Genomic DNA, 17,409 nt, shown 5'->3' on the forward strand with positions numbered 1-17,409 from the left:
TTCGGTGTTGTCGATAACTGGAATCAGTCTAAATTCGGCTTGGGCTTCGGGGTTGGGAGTCGAGTTCGGAGTCGAGCGAGTTGGGGGACGGCATGGCCATCATCGAGACCGAGGCGGCGCTGCACGAGGCGCACCGCGACAACCACACCCACCGGGATGTCACCGGCGGCTGGTTGCGGCCGGCCGTCTTCGGGGCGATGGACGGGCTCGTCTCCAACCTCGCCCTGATGACCGGTGTGGCGGGCGGGGCCGTCGCGCATCAGACCGTCGTCATCACCGGGCTCGCCGGCCTTGCCGCCGGCGCCTTCTCCATGGCCGCCGGCGAGTACACCTCCGTCGCCTCGCAGCGCGAGCTCGTCGAGGCCGAACTCGACGTCGAGCGAAGGGAGTTGAGGAAGCACCCCAAGGATGAGGAGCGGGAGCTCGCCGCGCTCTACGAGTCCCGGGGTGTCGAGCCGAAGCTCGCCCGCGAAGTGGCCCGGCAACTCTCGCGCGACCCCGAGCAGGCGCTGGAGATACACGCCCGCGAGGAGCTGGGCATCGACCCCGGTGATCTGCCCTCGCCCGCCGTCGCCGCGGTGTCGTCCTTCGGGGCGTTCGCGCTCGGCGCGCTGCTGCCCGTACTCCCGTATCTGCTGGGCGCCACCGCCCTGTGGCCTGCCGTCCTGGTCTCGCTTGTCGGGCTCTTCGGGTGTGGTGCGGTGGTGGCCCGGGTGACCGCCCGGAGCTGGTGGTTCAGCGGGTTGCGGCAGCTCGCGCTGGGTGGAGCGGCGGCCGGTGTGACGTACGCCCTGGGCAACCTGTTCGGTGCAGCCGTAGGATAGGCGATCGTGCACTTATGCGATGGGCCGCATAAGTAGCCGTTACTCGCTGGTTTCGAACGCTTAACCACTGGGCATGAGCCGTACGCGCTGTGGGCAACGAAGCCTGCGGCGCACTCGCGGAGAGGGCGACGACGCTCTCCTTGCCATGGGTCGAGGGACATCGATCTGTCCGATTCGGCCCCCATTACTTCCACCGCAGCGCGGTCACCATGCCGCGCACTGCGGTGTCCGCATGTTGGTACGCGGTATCCGGTTCCCGAGAATCGCCCCATCATGTAACCTGCGTGAAATTTTGAAGTACAAGAGGGCCAACGTCGTCCCTCGGCTTAATGCATATGCCACACAACGACGACGGGAGAGCCGATGCGTACGCCGCGCCAGCCGTCCCAGCATTCCGAGAATGGCCAGAAGTGGTCCTTCATGGATGCTCGCCCTGCTGCGCAGGGTATGTACGACCCCCGCAACGAGCACGACGCCTGTGGCGTCGGCTTCGTGGCCACCCTCACCGGCGAGGCGAGCCACGCGCTGGTCGAGCAGGCGCTCACGGTTCTTCGCAACCTTGAGCACCGCGGTGCCACCGGCTCCGAGCCCGATTCCGGCGACGGCGCCGGCATTCTCTCGCAGGTCCCGGACGCGTTCTTCCGTGAGGTGGCCGAATTCAAGCTGCCCGAGGCGGGTGCCTACGCGGTCGGTATCGCCTTCCTCCCGGAGGAGACGGCGACGGACGCCGTCCCGACGACCGCCGAGGCCGTCTCACGTATTGACACGATCGCCGCCGAAGAGGGCCTGACCGTCCTCGGCTGGCGCGACGTGCCGGTCGCCCCCGGACTCCTCGGTGCCACCGCCCGTTCGACGATGCCCGCCTTCCGGCAGATCTTCGTCGCGGACAGCTCCGCGGCGCCCGCGACGGGCATCGACCTCGACCGCAAGGCCTTCGCGCTGCGCAAGCGCGCCGAGCGCGAGGTCGGCGTCTACTTCCCGTCCCTCTCCGCGCGGACCATCGTCTACAAGGGCATGCTGACCACCGGCCAGCTGGAGCCCTTCTTCCCGGACCTGTCCGACCGCCGCTTCGCGTCGGCCATCGCGCTCGTCCACTCGCGCTTCTCCACGAACACCTTCCCGTCGTGGCCGCTCGCCCACCCGTACCGCTTCGTCGCGCACAACGGCGAGATCAACACGGTCAAGGGCAACCGCAACTGGATGGCGGCCCGCGAGTCGCAGCTCGCCTCCGACCTCTTCGGCGACCAGGAGAAGATCGACCGGATCTTCCCGATCTGCACGCCCGAGGCGTCCGACTCCGCGTCCTTCGACGAGGTCCTCGAACTGCTCCACCTCGGTGGCCGTTCACTGCCCCACTCCGTGCTGATGATGATCCCGGAGGCGTGGGAGAACCACGCCACGATGGAGCCGGACCGGCGCGCCTTCTACCAGTTCCACGCCACGATGATGGAACCGTGGGACGGCCCGGCCTGTGTCACCTTCACCGACGGCGTCCAGGTCGGCGCGGTCCTCGACCGCAACGGACTGCGCCCCGGCCGCTACTGGGTCACCGACGAGGGCCTGGTCGTCCTCGGCTCCGAGGTCGGCGTCCTCGACATCGACCCCGCGAAGGTCGTCCGCAAGGGCCGTCTCCAGCCCGGCAAGATGTTCCTCGTCGACACCGCCGAGCACCGCATCATCGAGGACGACGAGATCAAGGCCGGTCTCGCCGCCGAGAAGCCGTACGCGGAGTGGCTGGAGGCCGGCGAGATCGAGCTCTCCGACCTGCCCGAGCGTGAGCACATCGTGCACACCCACGCCTCGGTCACCCGCCGCCAGCAGACCTTCGGCTACACCGAGGAAGAGCTGCGCGTCATCATCGCGCCGATGGCCAAGACCGGCGGCGAGCCGCTCGGTTCCATGGGCACCGACTCGCCGATCGCCGCGCTGAGCGAGCGCCCGCGACTGCTCTTCGACTACTTCACCCAGCTGTTCGCGCAGGTCACCAACCCGCCGCTGGACGCCATCCGCGAGGAACTGGTCACCAGCCTGCGCTCCTCCCTCGGCCCCGCCAGCAACCTGCTGGAGCCGACCGCCGCCTCCTGTCGTAGCGTCACCCTGCCCTTCCCGGTGATCGACAACGACGAGCTGGCCAAGCTCATCCACATCAACGCCGACGGCGACATGCCCGGCATGAAGGCCGCGACCCTCTCCGGCCTCTACCGGGTCAGCGGCGGCGGCGACTCCCTCGCCGCCCGCATCGCGGAGATCTGCGCCGAGGCCGACGCGGCCATCGACAACGGCGCCCGTCTCATCGTCCTGTCGGACCGCCACTCGGACGCCGAGCACGCCCCGATCCCGTCGCTGCTGCTCACCTCCGCCGTCCACCACCACCTCATCCGCACCAAGCAGCGCACCCAGGTGGGCCTGCTGGTCGAGGCCGGTGACGTCCGCGAGGTCCACCACGTCGCCCTGCTCATAGGGTTCGGCGCCGCCGCGGTCAACCCGTACCTGGCGATGGAGTCCGTCGAGGACCTGGTCCGCGCCGGCACCTTCCTGCGTGCCATCGACGTCGCGCCCGAGCAGGCCATCCGCAACCTGATCTATGCACTCGGCAAGGGCGTCCTCAAGGTCATGTCCAAGATGGGCATCTCGACCGTCGCCTCCTACCGGGGCGCCCAGGTCTTCGAGGCCGTCGGTCTCGACACGGCCTTCGTCGAGAAGTACTTCAACGGCACGGCCACCAAGATCGGCGGCGTCGGCATCGACGTCATCGCCAAGGAGGTCGCCGCCCGGCACGCCAAGGCGTACCCCGCCTCCGGCATCGCCCCGGCACACCGTGCCCTCGACATAGGCGGCGAGTACCAGTGGCGCCGCGAGGGCGAGCCGCACCTGTTCGACCCGGAGACGGTCTTCCGCCTCCAGCACTCCACGCGCACCCGCCGCTACGACATCTTCAAGAAGTACACGGACCGGGTGAACGAGCAGTCCGAGCGGCTGATGACGCTCCGCGGGCTCTTCGGCTTCAAGTCGGACCGCCCGTCGATCTCCATCGACGAGGTCGAGCCGGTCAGCGAGATCGTCAAGCGGTTCTCCACCGGCGCCATGTCGTACGGCTCCATCTCCCTGGAGGCGCACGAGACCCTCGCCATCGCCATGAACCAGCTGGGCGCCAAGTCCAACACCGGTGAGGGCGGCGAGGACGCGGACCGTCTGTACGACCCGGCGCGCCGCTCGGCCATCAAGCAGGTCGCGTCCGGCCGCTTCGGTGTGACCAGCGAGTACCTGGTCAACGCGGACGACATCCAGATCAAGATGGCCCAGGGCGCCAAGCCCGGCGAGGGCGGCCAGCTGCCCGGCCACAAGGTGTACCCGTGGGTCGCCAAGACCCGGCACAGCACCCCCGGTGTCGGCCTCATCTCGCCGCCGCCGCACCACGACATCTACTCCATCGAGGACCTCGCCCAGCTCATCCACGACCTGAAGAACGCGAACCCGCAGGCGCGGATCCACGTGAAGCTGGTCTCGGAGGTCGGCGTCGGCACGGTCGCCGCCGGTGTGTCCAAGGCGCACGCGGACGTCGTCCTCATCTCCGGCCACGACGGCGGTACGGGCGCCTCGCCGCTCACCTCGCTCAAGCACGCCGGCGGTCCCTGGGAGCTCGGCCTCGCCGAGACCCAGCAGACGCTGCTCCTCAACGGCCTGCGCGACCGGATCGTCGTCCAGACCGACGGCCAGCTGAAGACCGGCCGTGACGTCGTCATCGCCGCGCTGCTCGGCGCCGAGGAGTTCGGTTTCGCGACCGCGCCGCTCGTCGTCTCCGGTTGCGTCATGATGCGCGTCTGCCACCTGGACACCTGCCCGGTCGGCATCGCCACCCAGAACCCGGTGCTCCGCGACCGGTTCGCGGGCAAGGCCGAGTACGTCGTGAACTTCTTCCAGTTCATCGCCGAAGAGGTTCGCGAGATCCTCGCCGAGCTGGGCTTCCGCACCATCGAGGAGGCCGTCGGCCACGCCGAGACCCTCGACGTGGAGCGGGCGGTCACCCACTGGAAGGCGCAGGGCCTGGACCTGTCCCCGCTCTTCTACGTGCCTCAGCTGCCCGAGGGCACCCCGCTCCACCAGGTCATCGTGCAGGACCACGGCCTGGAGAAGGCGCTCGACAACGAGCTGATCAAGCTCGCCGCCGACGCCCTCGCCGCGAACAGCGCGACCGACGCCCAGCCGGTCCGCGCCCAGGTCGCCATCCGCAACATCAACCGCACGGTCGGCACGATGCTCGGCCACGAGGTGACGAAGAAGTTCGGCGGGGCCGGTCTGCCCGACGACACCATCGACATCACCTTCACCGGCAGCGCCGGCCAGTCCTTCGGCGCCTTCCTGCCGCGCGGTGTCACGCTGCGCCTCGAGGGCGACGCCAACGACTACGTCGGCAAGGGCCTCTCCGGCGGCCGGGTGATCGTCCGTCCCGACCGGGGCGCCGACCACCTCGCCGAGTTCTCCACCATCGCGGGCAACACCATCGCGTACGGCGCGACCGGCGGCGAGCTGTTCCTGCGCGGTCGTTCGGGCGAGCGGTTCTGCGTCCGCAACTCGGGCGCCACGGTGGTCTCCGAGGGCGTGGGCGACCACGGCTGCGAGTACATGACCGGCGGTCACGCGGTCGTCCTCGGCGAGACGGGCCGTAACTTCGCGGCCGGTATGTCGGGCGGCGTCGCGTACGTCATCGACCTGAACCGCGACAACGTCAACGTCGGCAACGCGGACGCGGTCGAGGCACTCGACGACACCGACAAGCAGTGGCTGCACGATGTCGTGCGCCGCCACCAGGAGGAGAGCGGCTCGACGGTCGCCGAGAAGCTCCTGGCCGAGTGGGATGTCGCGGTGGAGCGCTTCAGCAAGATCATCCCCAGCACGTACAAGGCAGTGCTCGCCGCCAAGGCCGCCGCCGAGCAGGCCGGACTCACGGAGACCGAGATCACCGAGAAGATGATGGAGGCGGCGACCAATGGCTGATCCCAAGGGCTTTCTGACCCACGGCCGCGAGGTCGCCAAGTCCCGCCCGGTGGACGTCCGTCTCAAGGACTGGAACGAAGTCTACGTTCCCGGCTCCCTGCTGCCGATCATCAGCAAGCAGGCCGGCCGCTGCATGGACTGTGGTATCCCGTTCTGCCACAACGGTTGTCCGCTGGGGAACCTGATCCCCGAGTGGAACGACTACGCCTACCGCGAGGACTGGACGTCGGCGTCCGAGCGGCTGCACGCCACCAACAACTTCCCGGAGTTCACCGGCCGCCTGTGCCCGGCTCCCTGCGAGTCGGCGTGCGTGCTGGGCATCAACCAGCCCGCGGTCACCATCAAGAACGTCGAGGTCTCGATCATCGACAAGGCCTGGGAGGCCGGCGATGTCGCCGCCCAGGCCCCGGAGCGCCTCTCCGGCAAGACGGTCGCGGTCATCGGCTCGGGTCCGGCCGGTCTCGCGGCGGCCCAGCAGCTGACGCGGGCCGGTCACACGGTCGCGGTGTACGAGCGCGCGGACCGCATCGGCGGCCTCCTGCGCTACGGCATCCCCGAGTTCAAGATGGAGAAGCGGCACATCAACCGCCGTATCGAGCAGATGCGCGCGGAGGGCACCCGCTTCCGTACGGGCATCGAGATCGGCCGCGACCTCAAGGCGACGGACCTGCGCAAGCGGTACGACGCCGTCGTGATCGCCGCCGGTGCGACGACCGCCCGTGATCTCCCCGTCCCCGGGCGGGAACTGAAGGGCGTCTACCAGGCGATGGAGTACCTGCCCCTGGCGAACAAGGTGCAGGAGGGCGACTTCGTGGCCCCGCCGGTCACCGCCGAGGGCAAGCACGTCGTGGTCATCGGCGGCGGCGACACGGGCGCGGACTGCGTGGGCACCGCCCACCGCCAGGGCGCGGCCTCCGTCACCCAGCTGGAGATCATGCCGCAGCCGGGCGAGGACCGGAACCCGAACCAGCCCTGGCCGACCTTCCCCATGCTCTACAAGGTCACCTCGGCGCACGAGGAGGGCGGCGAGCGCGTCTACTCCGTCTCGACGACCCACTTCGAGGGCGACGAGCACGGCGACGTGCAGTGGCTGCACCTCACCGAGGTCGAGTTCATCGACGGCAAACTGACCCAGAAGCCGGGCACGGAGCGCAAGATCCCCGCCCAGCTGGTCACCCTCGCCATGGGCTTCACGGGCACCGACCAGGACAACGGCCTCGTCTCGCAGTTCGGCCTGGACCTCGACGAGCGCGGCAACATCGCCCGCGACGCCGACTTCGCGACCAACGTCCCGGGCGTGTACGTCGCCGGTGACGCCGGCCGCGGCCAGTCCCTCATCGTGTGGGCCATCGCCGAGGGCCGCTCGGCCGCGCGCGGAGTCGACCGCTTCCTCACTGGCGCGAGCGAACTCCCGGCCCCGATCCGCCCGACGGACCGTTCCCTGATGGTCTGACGGGGTACCCCCACAAAGACGTCCCGTACAAAGGCGTACGGAACGAACAAACCACGGCGCTCGCCACAGTCCCCGACCGGACACGGCGGGCGCCGCGGCGCGTCCGGGGCGGTCGGCGGCCGACTACGGCACCTTGTACGTGTCCCCGTACACCTTCCACTCCAGCGGTGTACGGAGGTTCAGGTTGCCCTCGTCGAGGAAGCGGCGTTGGGCGGTGTCGACGCGGCTGGTGTTCACGCCCGGCCGCTTGGCCAGCATCGCCGTGCGGCGGGCGTCGAGGAACGCCTCCAGGTACGTCGTCTCGTCGCCGCCCTCCGCCGGGCTGTCGGCCTCCTTCAGGGCGGCGGTGCGGATGCCGCCCACGCTGAACCGGTCGCTGCCCGGGCCGTGGTAGACCATCGCGTCGTAGTAGACGAACTGACCCAGCAGGCCAAGCCCGTCGCCGACGGCGAGACGCAGAGCCGGTCCGAAGTAGCCGGTGTCCCGCTTCTCGTCCTGTGCCTCGCGGAAGGCGGCGACCTTCGATTCCTGCTTCCAGGCCGCCGGGAACCCCGGATCCAGACCCTCGTGCGAGTCCGTGCCGTCGACCTTGCGCAGCGCGGGAAGGTAGGGCGTGAGGGCGTTGTCCGGGTGGGCCTTCGTGTAGCCCTCGACCAGGGTGAGCAGGTCGTGGGTGCCCGTGCAGAAACCGATGATGCCGGCCGTGTAACCCTGCCCGTCACCGATGTCCTCGACATAGCCGTACGCGCTGCGCCAGTCGAGCGTCCCGTTCTCGGCACTCGCCACGATCTGCTGGGCCAGCTCCTTCTTCGCCGGATCGGCGAGCGTGGCCTCCGCGTCCAGTGAACCGGCCTCCTCCACGCGCTTGGCGTCGGGGCCGCGGGAGTCGTCCGACGCGACGGAAAGGCATGCGGTGGCTGCCAGCAGGGGGAGCACGGCGAGGAGCAGGACGCCGGTTCGTTTCATGGGGCACAAGAGTACGGGCCAGGGTACGCAAGGGTCATATGCTGCCCGGGCGGGCGTATGGGTGACGTACCCTCAGCATCTCCGTCCGCCCTGCGAGGGGAGCCAGACATGGCCGCGATCAGTCTCACCAAGGTGGAGGAGAGCGCTCCCGCGCTGGTCAGCCTGTACAAGAGCGCCGGGGCCGCTGTGGACCGGCACGGGCTCGACGGCCAGCGGGCCGCCGTCTGCCTGGGGGTCGACTATTCCGGTTCGATCCCTGAGCTTGCGTGGGAATCCCGGCGTTCAGGCCGGGCGGGAAACACATCCTGAGTGTCGGAGCTGCGAAGTGGCGCGGTACGCTGCGTACCTGCCTTGGCAGCGGTCAGGGCTTGGCCGTCATGAGACTTCCTGGAGTCGAGTGAGAAGCCCTCTCGTTCACGAGGGGGAGGAGTCACGAAGCCGTACTACAGGGACGGCGACAGCGTCACCGTGGGTCGACGGTCCCCGCACTTGTCGGTTTCCAGACCGACAGCGGGGCCGATCAACAAGCTCGCCGCCGAACGGTATGTGTGCAAATCGGCGCGGCTGCCCCTGTTCTGGCAGTTCATCGGCTTCGGCGACGCCGGCAGCAAGCAGTTCGACTTCCTGCGCAAGCTCGACGAGTTGGCGGTGCCGGAGCGACGGGTCGTCGACAACGCCGGGTTCTTCCACGCCGGTTCAGATCCGCGCGCCGTGTCCGACGACGATTTGTACGACCGGCTGGTGGGCGAGTTCCCGAAGTGGCTGGTCGCCGCCCGGGCGGAGGGGATCGTCAACTGACACCGGCGTGCACCCCGTTCGGTGTCACTCCGTTTCCATTGACCTCCAACCTTCCCTAACAAGTGTTTGGTAGGTTAGTGTGGCCGCATGGGAGACGTCGACAGTCCGGCGTACGTACCCGGACATGGGCTGCTGAAGGGTCGCACCGCCGTCATCACGGCAGCCGCCGGTGCGGGGATCGGCGGGGCAACCGCCCGCCGGTTCCTGGAAGAAGGCGCGCGCGTGCTGATCAGCGACGCGCACGCGCGGCGGCTCAAGGAATACGAGGGGGAGCTGGCCGGGGAGTTCGAGGGCGTCGACTCGCTGCCCTGCGATGTCACGGACGAACGCCAGGTCCGCGCCCTCTTCGACACGGCCGTGGAAACGCACGGGCGGCTCGACATCGTCGTCAACAATGCGGGCCTCGGGGGCACCTCGACCCTCGTCGACATGACGGACGAGCAGTGGTCGAGGGTGCTGGACGTGACGCTGGGCGGCACGTTCCGGTGCGTGCGGGCCGCGTTGCGGGCCTTTCGTGACGGTGGGGCAGGTGGCGTGGTCGTCAACAACGCGTCCGTCGTCGGCTGGCGGGCCCAGGCCGGGCAGGCGCACTACGCCGCCGCGAAGGCGGGCGTGATGGCACTGACCCGGAGTGCGGCGATCGAGGCCGCGGAGTACGGGGTCCGGGTCAACGCGGTGTCACCGAGCCTCGCCATGCATCCCCACCTCGTGAAGGTGACCACCCCCGAACTCCTGGCCGAACTGACGGCCCGTGAAGCCTTCGGGCGGTACGCCGAGCCCTGGGAGGTCGCCAACGTGATCGTGTTCCTGGCGTCCGGCTACTCCTCGTACCTGACGGGGGAAGTCGTCTCCGTCAGCAGCCAGCACCCCTAGGGCGGCACATGTCTGGGACCACAATGGACGCGTGCCTCCTACGAAGAAGAAGCCCCAGGTGACCGCCGTGCCCGCCCGCCGCCGCGAAATCCTCGGCACTGCCGCCGAGGTCTTCGCCGAACAGGGCTACAACGCCACCACCGTACGCAAGATCGCGGACCACGCCGGCATGCTCGCGGGCAGCCTCTACTACCACTTCGACTCCAAGGAATCGATGCTGGAGGAGATCCTGCGCACGTTCCTCGACGAGCTGTGGGAGGGCTACGACACGGTCCTGGATGCCGAGTCCGGGCCGCGCGAGACGCTGGAGGCGCTGGTCACCGAGTCGTTCCGGGAGATCGACCGGCACCGCGCAGCCGTCGCGATCTACCAGAAGGAGTCCAAGCAGCTGGTCGTGCAGGAGCGGTTCGCGTTCCTCGCCGAGTCGCAGCGCAGATTCGAGAAGGCGTGGCTGTCCACGCTGGAACGCGGAGTCGCCGCCGAGGTCTTCCGCGCCGACCTCGACATCCGTCTCACCTACCGCTTCGTGCGCGACACCGTGTGGGTCGCCGCGTCCTGGTACCGGCCGGGCGGACAGCACAGCCCGGAGGAGATCGCTCGCCAGTACCTGTCGATGGTGCTGGACGGGATCGCCGTACGCGAACAGGCGTACCCGAACAGCCCCATGTGAACAGTCCTATGTGAACAGCCCTTTTCTGTGAGGGAGTTGCCATGGCCGAGGCCTACATCGTCGAAGCGGTCCGTACGCCCGTCGGGCGGCGTGGAGGTGGTCTGAGCGCTGTCCATCCGGCGGACCTGGGCGCGCACGCGCTGATGGCGCTCATGGCGAGGGCCGGGGTGGACCCGGCTGCCGTGGAGGACGTCGTCTTCGGGTGCCTGGACACGGTGGGGCCGCAGGCCGGTGACATCGCCCGCACCAGCTGGCTGGCCGCCGGACTGCCCGAGGAGGTGCCGGGGGTGACCGTCGACCGGCAGTGCGGATCCTCGCAGCAGGCCGTGCACTTCGCCGCCCAGGCCGTGCTGTCCGGCACGCAGGACCTGGTCGTCGCGGGTGGCGTCCAGAACATGTCGATGATCCCGATCGCCTTCGCCTCCCGTCAGGCCGCCCTGCCCCTGGGGCTCACCGAGGGCCCGTTCGCGGGCAGCACCGGCTGGCGGGCACGGTACGGAGAACGGCCGGTGAACCAGTTCGCCGGCGCCGAGATGATCGCCGCCAAGTGGGGCATCAGCAGGCAGGAGCAGGAGGAGTTCGCGCTGCGCTCGCACGAACGCGCGGTCCTGGCCATCGACGAGGGCCGCTTCGCCCGCGAGACCGTGGCCTACGAGACGGTGACCGTCGACGAGGGCCCGCGCCGGGACACCTCCCTGGCGAAGATGGCCGGACTGAAGCCAGTCATCGACGGCGGCACCATCACCGCCGCCGTCTCCTCCCAGGTGTCCGACGGCGCCGCCGCGATGCTGCTCGCCTCCGAGCGGGCGGTACGCGAGCACGGGCTGCGGCCCCGGGCCCGGGTCCACCATCTGTCCGTACGGGGCGAGGACCCGATCCGGATGCTGACGGCGCCGATCCCGGTCACCGCCCACGCCCTCAAGAAGACCGGCCTGTCCATCGACGACATCGACCTCGTCGAGATCAACGAGGCCTTCGCGCCGGTCGTCCTGGCCTGGCTGAAGGAAACCGGCGCCGATCCGGCCAGGGTCAACGTCAACGGCGGCGCGATAGCCCTCGGCCATCCTCTCGGCGCGACCGGCGTCAAGCTGATGACGACCCTCCTGCACGAACTGGAGCGTACGGGTGGGCGGTTCGGGCTCCAGACGATGTGCGAGGGCGGGGGACAGGCGAACGTGACGATCATCGAACGGCTTTGATCGACTTGAACGCGTCGAACGTTCCGAACGCTTCCGACGGCTTGAAGGGCCGTGTCGCTCTTGTCACCGGCGGTACCCGCGGAGTCGGCGCGGGTGTCGCCCGGGCCCTCGTCGAAGCCGGTGCGGAGGTGCTGGTCTGCGCTCGCCGGCCGCCCGAAGTCCCGCTGCCCGGCGTGGAGTTCACGGCTGTCGACCTACGGGACCGGACCGCCGTGTACGACTTCGTCGGAGGGCTGCCCCGACTTGATGTGCTCGTCAACAACGTAGGAGGCAGCCCTTACCGACCGTTGGGTGGTGGTGATGGGGGTGGGGGTGGAGACCGGGGTGGCGATGTCGAGCGGCATGTTCGTGTGATCGAGCTGAACCTGATCACGCCGCTGACCGTCTCCCTCGCCGCGTACGAGCATCTGAAACGGGCCCGGGGATCCGTCGTGATGATCGGGAGCGTCAGCGGGAGCCGTCCCTCGCCCGGGACCGCCGCGTACGGTGCCGCCAAGGCCGGGCTGGAGCATCTCGCCCGGTCGATGGCCGTGGAGTGGGCGCCCGACGTACGGGTCAACACCCTCGTCGTCGGGATGGTCCGCACCGAGCTGTCCCATCTGCACTACGGCGGCGACGACGGCCTCGACGCCGTAGCCCGCACGGTCCCGGCGGGCCGCCTCGCCGATCCGTCCGACATCGGGGCCGCCGCTGTCTTCCTCGCCTCCGATGCCGCGGCGTACATCAGCGGGGCGAGTCTGCTGGTGCACGGTGGGGGAGAACGGCCTGCGTTTCTGGACGCGGCGACCGTGAACAGGGGTGGGGGATGAGGTCGGGGTTCTTTCGCTGCCGCTCCCCTGCTGGGTATTTCAGCCCCTCCGGCGTTTGAGGAGCGCGGGTTCGGGGGCAGTGCCCCCGGGAAAAGGGTTCACCCCATCCCCAGAACCTCCTCCAGCACCGCCACGATCTCCGCATGGCCGGTCCCCTGATCGACCCCCGCCACCACGTTCCCGTCCCGCACAAGCTCCACGGCCACCCCCTCCGCCCAGCGCCGCGTCACGTACTCCCCGCCGAAGCCGTGCGCCCGCCCCAGCCCCGCCCGGAGCTCCGACGGCACGTCCAGCCAGGTCCAGCGGCGGGCCTCTGCCAGCGCCTCCCCCCTCGACCCGGCGCCGTACGCCAGCAGGGACCGTACGCAGGCGGGGGAGCCCCGGCGGGCGGCCGAGACCAGTGGAGGCTCGCCGGTCGGGCCGGGACGGTTCGGGTCCGCGCCTGCGGCGAGCAGGGCCTCAGCGACCGCCGCGTGCCCGCATCGCAGGGCCCAGGTCAGGGCCGTGAAACCGAACGCCTCCACCGCGTCGGGAACGGCCCCCGAGGCCAGCAGTGCGCGAACGATCTCCGCGTGCCCGCCGCAGGCCGCCCCGCACAGGGGGAGGTCCGACCCCGCGCTCAGCCGGTCGGGCGCGGCACCGGCGGACAGCAGCAGCCGTACGATGCCGGGCGCGTCGTTCACCGCCGCCGCATACAGGGCGCTCTGGCCGTCCTCGTCCACCGCTTCCGGGCTCACCCCGAGACGTAGCAGCCCTACGACCGCGTCCTCGTCACCCGCGTACAACGCCGTGAAGAGATCGCGCTCACTGCCGATATGCGGTTCTTGCCCGTTCATACCTTCCGACCTTCGCTCGCGAAGGGCCGGTGAGGCAAAGGGTTTCGGGGTGAGGTGCCCCACGCTGCCCCGACGTCAGGTGTCGCACTCCAGCACCGTCCGGCACACCCCGCACCGCGCCCGCACCCGCCCTCGGACCGGCACCCTGATGCGCTGGTGGCAGGTCGGACAGGGGAACGAGACCCGCAGCGGACCGTGGCCGCCGCGGTTGACGGGGGAGTCGGGGGTGAAGCTGTACGGGACACCGCCCGGCTGTGAGGTGTCCGGCGAGTGGTGGTCCTGGGCATGGCGGCGGTCGCGCGCGTAGCGGCGGCGGCCCGCCCAGCCCGCCGCTGTCAGTGGGGGCTGGCGCGTGTCGTGGCGGGCCAGTTCCATGCCCGCCGTGTACGCCGTGTACGCCTGCGGGCTGGTGAACCAGATCGCCGGGTCCTCGTCGAAGACCAGCGCACGCTTGGCCAGGACGTACCCGAACTCCTCCGGCGTGAGATAGCCGAGCTTCTGCGAGGAGGCCGCGTCCTCGCGGAAGGCGTCGAGGAGCAGCCAGCCCGCGCCCAGGTACGCCGCCGCCGTGTCCGTGAGGATCTCGTTGTCCCGCGTCCCCGGGAAGGACAGGTCCAGTCGGTGCAGATAGACGTGCATCACCTCGTGCGCGAGGGCCGCGCCGATGTCCCTGCGGTGAGTGCGGAAACGGTCGTTCAGCTCGATGAAGTACTCGGGCCCCGCCGCCAGTTCGACGTTCGCGGCGTGGGTCATCTCGCGGAAGCCGACGATCATGCGCGCGTCCGGGAGCCGGTAGTGGCGCACCATCTCGCGGGCCACGCGCTGCGCGCCCAGATGGAGGTCGTCGGTGTCGCAGAAGGCCACGTCGACCGGGGCCACACTGGTCGCGAAGGTCTGGACGGTGTCGTAGGACAGCCTCTTGTAGAGCGCGTTGATCGCGGCCCGCACCGTCTCCAGATGTGGGTAGCCGCGCTCGACCGGTCCGCCGTTCGCCACGTCCTTACCCCCAAGACGCCCTGAACTCGCTTCCACCCTACGTGCCGGGGAGCTGTCGGTAAGAGCGGATTTCCTACCGTCCGGTTCCGCCGCGGGCACGTGAGATCCGCCCTTGTTTCTCACCCGCCCTGATCTTCATACTTACGTTCTTTGTCGTCATACCCCCCAGGAAAGGACGTACGTTGACCCACACCTCGTCGGTCGGAAGAGGTTTCTCCCTGGTCAAGCGGGTCGCGGCGGTCGGTGCCGCGGCCCTCGCGATCGCGAGCCTCCAGCCGCTCGCCGCACAGGCCGCGCCCGCGCCCGTCGTAGGAGGAACGCCCGCCGCGCAGAACGAGTTCCCGTGGCTGGTTCACCTCTCGATGGGCTGCGGCGGCGCGCTCTACAAGAAAGACGTCGTCCTGACCGCCGCCCACTGCGTGGACGGCTCCGGCGCCAACACGGGCATCACCGTCACCGCGGGGGTCACCGACCTGAACGCCGCGGGTGCGATCAAGGTCAAGTCGACCAAGGTCCGCCAGGCCCCGGGTTACATCGGCAGCGGCAAGGACTGGGCGCTCATCAAGCTCGCCCGGCCGATCAACAAGCCCACGCTGAAGATCGCCACGACCACCCAGTACAACCGTGGCACCTTCACCATCGCGGGCTGGGGCGACACCACGGAGAACGCCGGCACCGGCACGACCAAGCTGCTGAAGGCCACCGTCCCCTACGTCAGCGACGCGGGCTGCAAACTGCACTACGGCAAGCGGCTCGTGCCCGGGGACGAACTGTGCGCCGGCTATCTGGCGGGCGGCGTCGACACCTGCCAGGGCGACTCCGGTGGCCCCATGTTCCGCAAGGACGACACCGGCGCCTGGATCCAGGTCGGCATCGTCAGCTGGGGCGACGGCTGCGCCCGGCCCGGCGTCCCCGGCGTCTACTCCCAGGTGTCCACGTTCGCCAAGGACATAGCCCGGGCGGCGTCCGCCCTGTAGGACCTGCCGTCACATTCCCGCCTGCCTGGCGGCGCCGCGCACGCACTCACCCGACGCCGCCAGGCCCGCCCTTCGGGCGGACGACGGGAATGTGACAACAGGCCCCGAGTCCGGCGGGGCCGCACGGCCTCGCCGGATCCGGACACCTGCACGCGCGCGTGTACAAGCGCGTCAGTCGGTGCTCGGCTCCACGGGGCTCAGGACAGGGCCCGTCCGCCCGGCGCCCTCCAGCTCCAGCACCCACACCTCGTTCACACCCTCCCGCAGCACCGGCCCGGGCACGTACAGCGAGCGTTGCGGGCCCACGCACCAGTAGCGCCCGAGGCCGAACCCGTTGACCCAGGCGAACCCCCGTGTCCACCCCGGCAGTTCGAGTCGGGCGTCCCCGGTCCCGCGCACCGTCACCGCCCCCCGGTACAACCCCGGGGAGTCCTCGGAGGGCAGCCCCGTGAAGGGCACCTCCCGCACGGCCCTCTCCTCGAACGCGTCCAGCCGCAGCCCGCGCGCCCGCACCCCGTGCAGAAACTGCCGCTCGTGCAGCACGCCCCCGGTGATGCCCTTCGGCTCGCCGACGCGCGGCCCGTAGTTGACCCTCCCCAGGGACTCCACCCACAGCTCCACGCGCGCGTGCCCCGCGACCGGCTCCGCGAGCCGCACGTCCCCCTCGCCGAGCACCCCGGCGCGCACCCCGTCCACGTACACCACCGCCAGGTCCCGCAGCCCGCGCACCGACAGCGGATACGGCTGCCGGGGCCCCGGAACGGTCACCGTGTAGCGCACGAGCCCGCGGTCCACGTCCAGTTCCTCGAACGTGGGCGGCACGGCATGCTCCGTCTCGGGACCGCCCAGAGTGTCGAGCACGGCGGTCAGCGGCGCCCACTCCGTCAGCCGCACGCCGGCCGTGGCACCCAGAGGAGAGGGCGTGGGCGGCGGTTCCGGCGGCAAGGTGTCCGCGTAGGCGGAGAGCACCTCCCTGAAGCGCCAGAACTTCTCCGTGGGGCGCCCGTGTTCGTCGATCGGCGCGTCGTAGTCGTACGACGTCACGTCCGGCTCCAGAGCGCCCTCCTGGACCTCCCCAGGATCCGCGCCGCCGGCCCGGTTCGCGCCCGCCCAGCCCGCGAAGCTCGTACCGCCGTGCGCCACATAGACGTTGACCGAAGCCCCGCACTCCAGGATCTCGCGCAGGGCCCGCGCCGCGTCCCCGGGATCCCGTACGACGTGCCCGGCGCCCCAGTGGTCGAACCAGCCGCACCAGAACTCCATGCACATCAGCGGACCCGTCGGCCGGTGCCGGCGCAACGACTCGAAGGCCACGCGCGCGTGGTCACCGAAATTCACCGTCGCCAGGACGCCCGGGACCGAGCCGCCCGTCAGCATGTGGTCCTCCGGACCGTCCGACGTGAACAGCGGGACACTCACGCCCCCGGCCCGCAGCAGGCCGGTCAGCCGGTCCAGGTACTCCCGGTCGGAGCCGTAACTGCCGTACTCGTTCTCGACCTGCACCATCAGCACCGGGCCGCCCCGGTCGATCTGCCGCGACACGATCTCGGGGAGAAGGCGGTCGAACCAGCGTTCCACGGGGCGCAGAAAACGGGCGTCACGCGTGCGCGTGTGTCCCGTCAGCCAGTGCGGGAGGCCGCCGTTGTCCCATTCCGCGCAGATGTACGGCCCCGGCCGCACGATCGCCCACAGCCCCGCCTCCCGCGCCGCGTCCAGGAAGCGGCCCAGCCGCCCGACATCGCGGAAGTCACCGGGGTGCGGCTCGTGCAGGTTCCACGGGACGTACGTCTCCACGCAGTTGAGGCCCATCGCCCGCAGCATCGCCAGCCTGTGCGCCCACTGCTCCTCGTGCACCCGGAAGTAGTGCAGCGCCCCGGACAGCAGCCGCACCGGCCGCCCGTCCAGCAGGAAGTCCGTGTCCCCCACCGTGAACTCGCTCATGTGCCCCACCCTCACCTCTGGCGGCCGACAGCGTCCATGGACAAAGATCAGCGCCAGTTGGACCGGGCGATC

12 protein-coding genes and 1 pseudogene are annotated in these 17,409 nt (G+C 70.0%); 9 read left to right on the forward strand and 4 right to left on the reverse strand.

Annotation, left to right across the window (positions count from 1 at the left end; all coding sequences use genetic code 11):
* The first annotated feature begins 92 nt into the window (after positions 1 to 92).
* From G3I56_RS25775 to G3I56_RS25785, 3 genes are all read left to right on the forward strand, one after another.
* The gene (locus G3I56_RS25775; protein WP_164412858.1) at positions 93 to 824 is read left to right on the forward strand and encodes a VIT1/CCC1 transporter family protein; all 732 of its coding nucleotides are present in this window, start codon (positions 93 to 95) and stop codon (positions 822 to 824) included.
* Between the two features lie 363 nt (positions 825 to 1,187).
* A complete protein-coding gene (gltB, locus tag G3I56_RS25780; protein WP_164412860.1) occupies positions 1,188 to 5,819 on the forward strand; it encodes a glutamate synthase large subunit in 4,632 nt (1,543 codons plus the stop codon).
* Positions 5,812 to 7,272, forward strand: coding sequence for a glutamate synthase subunit beta (locus G3I56_RS25785; RefSeq protein WP_164412862.1), 1,461 nt, complete (start codon positions 5,812 to 5,814; stop codon positions 7,270 to 7,272). Before gltB ends, G3I56_RS25785 begins: the two co-directional genes overlap by 8 nt.
* Before the next feature lie 123 nt (positions 7,273 to 7,395).
* Here G3I56_RS25785 and G3I56_RS25790 read toward each other — a convergent pair whose 3' ends face one another.
* Entirely contained in the window at positions 7,396 to 8,238 is an 843-nt protein-coding gene (locus G3I56_RS25790) for a chitosanase (protein WP_164412864.1), read from the reverse strand.
* A 108-nt stretch (positions 8,239 to 8,346) separates the two neighbouring features.
* On the opposite strand from G3I56_RS25790, the pseudogene G3I56_RS25795 reads away from it, so the two are divergent.
* From G3I56_RS25795 to G3I56_RS25815, 5 genes and pseudogenes are all read left to right on the forward strand, one after another.
* Positions 8,347 to 9,036 (forward strand): annotated as a pseudogene (locus G3I56_RS25795) (VWA domain-containing protein).
* An 87-nt stretch (positions 9,037 to 9,123) separates the two neighbouring features.
* Positions 9,124 to 9,909, forward strand: coding sequence for an SDR family oxidoreductase (locus G3I56_RS25800; RefSeq protein ID WP_164412866.1), 786 nt, complete (start codon positions 9,124 to 9,126; stop codon positions 9,907 to 9,909).
* A 31-nt stretch (positions 9,910 to 9,940) separates the two neighbouring features.
* On the forward strand, positions 9,941 to 10,579 hold the full coding sequence (locus tag G3I56_RS25805; protein WP_164412868.1) for a TetR/AcrR family transcriptional regulator: 639 nt from the start codon (positions 9,941 to 9,943) through the stop codon (positions 10,577 to 10,579).
* A gap of 41 nt (positions 10,580 to 10,620) precedes the next feature.
* Positions 10,621 to 11,778, forward strand: a complete 1,158-nt coding sequence (locus tag G3I56_RS25810) for an acetyl-CoA C-acetyltransferase (RefSeq protein WP_164412870.1) — start codon at positions 10,621 to 10,623, stop codon at positions 11,776 to 11,778.
* Between the two features lie 41 nt (positions 11,779 to 11,819).
* The gene (locus G3I56_RS25815) at positions 11,820 to 12,587 is read left to right on the forward strand and encodes an SDR family oxidoreductase (RefSeq protein WP_164412872.1); all 768 of its coding nucleotides are present in this window, start codon (positions 11,820 to 11,822) and stop codon (positions 12,585 to 12,587) included.
* Between the two features lie 98 nt (positions 12,588 to 12,685).
* On the opposite strand, the gene G3I56_RS25820 is transcribed toward G3I56_RS25815, so the two are convergent.
* Together G3I56_RS25820 and G3I56_RS25825 are read right to left on the reverse strand one after the other, a co-directional pair.
* Positions 12,686 to 13,423 carry an ankyrin repeat domain-containing protein gene (locus G3I56_RS25820; RefSeq protein WP_164412874.1) on the reverse strand — a complete coding sequence of 246 codons (738 nt, stop codon included), beginning with the start codon at positions 13,421 to 13,423 and terminating at the stop codon, positions 12,686 to 12,688.
* A gap of 75 nt (positions 13,424 to 13,498) precedes the next feature.
* Positions 13,499 to 14,419 (reverse strand): hypothetical protein, encoded by a 921-nt coding sequence (locus G3I56_RS25825; protein ID WP_164412876.1) that lies wholly within the window; start codon positions 14,417 to 14,419, stop codon positions 13,499 to 13,501.
* Between the two features lie 182 nt (positions 14,420 to 14,601).
* Between G3I56_RS25825 and G3I56_RS25830 the strand changes: the two genes are divergently transcribed.
* On the forward strand, positions 14,602 to 15,396 hold the full coding sequence (locus tag G3I56_RS25830; RefSeq protein WP_164412877.1) for a serine protease: 795 nt from the start codon (positions 14,602 to 14,604) through the stop codon (positions 15,394 to 15,396).
* A 171-nt stretch (positions 15,397 to 15,567) separates the two neighbouring features.
* Here the strand turns inward: G3I56_RS25830 and G3I56_RS25835 are convergent, their stop codons facing one another.
* Positions 15,568 to 17,337 (reverse strand): beta-galactosidase family protein, encoded by a 1,770-nt coding sequence (locus tag G3I56_RS25835; RefSeq protein WP_164412879.1) that lies wholly within the window; start codon positions 17,335 to 17,337, stop codon positions 15,568 to 15,570.
* Positions 17,338 to 17,409 lie beyond the last annotated feature (72 nt).

It is taken from the genome of Streptomyces sp. SID12488, assembly GCF_010548275.1.
Taxonomy (GTDB): domain Bacteria; phylum Actinomycetota; class Actinomycetes; order Streptomycetales; family Streptomycetaceae; genus Streptomyces.